This is a genomic window from Massilia sp. NBRC 108631, from assembly GCF_059704565.1.
Genome location: NZ_BAAKJE010000095.1, coordinates 1 through 209, shown reverse-complemented (window position 1 = coordinate 209; position 209 = coordinate 1). Strand labels below are relative to the sequence as shown.

The window sequence follows — 209 nt, the reverse complement described above, 5'->3', positions numbered from 1 at the left end:
GTGTCCCGCCCTACTTGTCGCATACTTAGTTCCACACATCGCATTTCGTGTACGGGGCTATCACCCGCTATGGCCGCCATTTCCAGAGCGTTCCACTATGCGTCGTGCTAAATCATGCAGGCTCATCCCATTTCGCTCGCCACTACTTTGGGAATCTCGGTTGATTTATTTTCCTGCAGCTACTTAGATGTTTCAGTTCGCCGCGTTCG

Annotated in this window: 1 rRNA gene; it reads right to left on the bottom strand. The window is 51.7% G+C overall.

Annotated elements, in window-relative coordinates:
- Window positions 1-209 (bottom strand): 23S ribosomal RNA (locus tag AC6H42_RS10820); the annotation flags it as partial.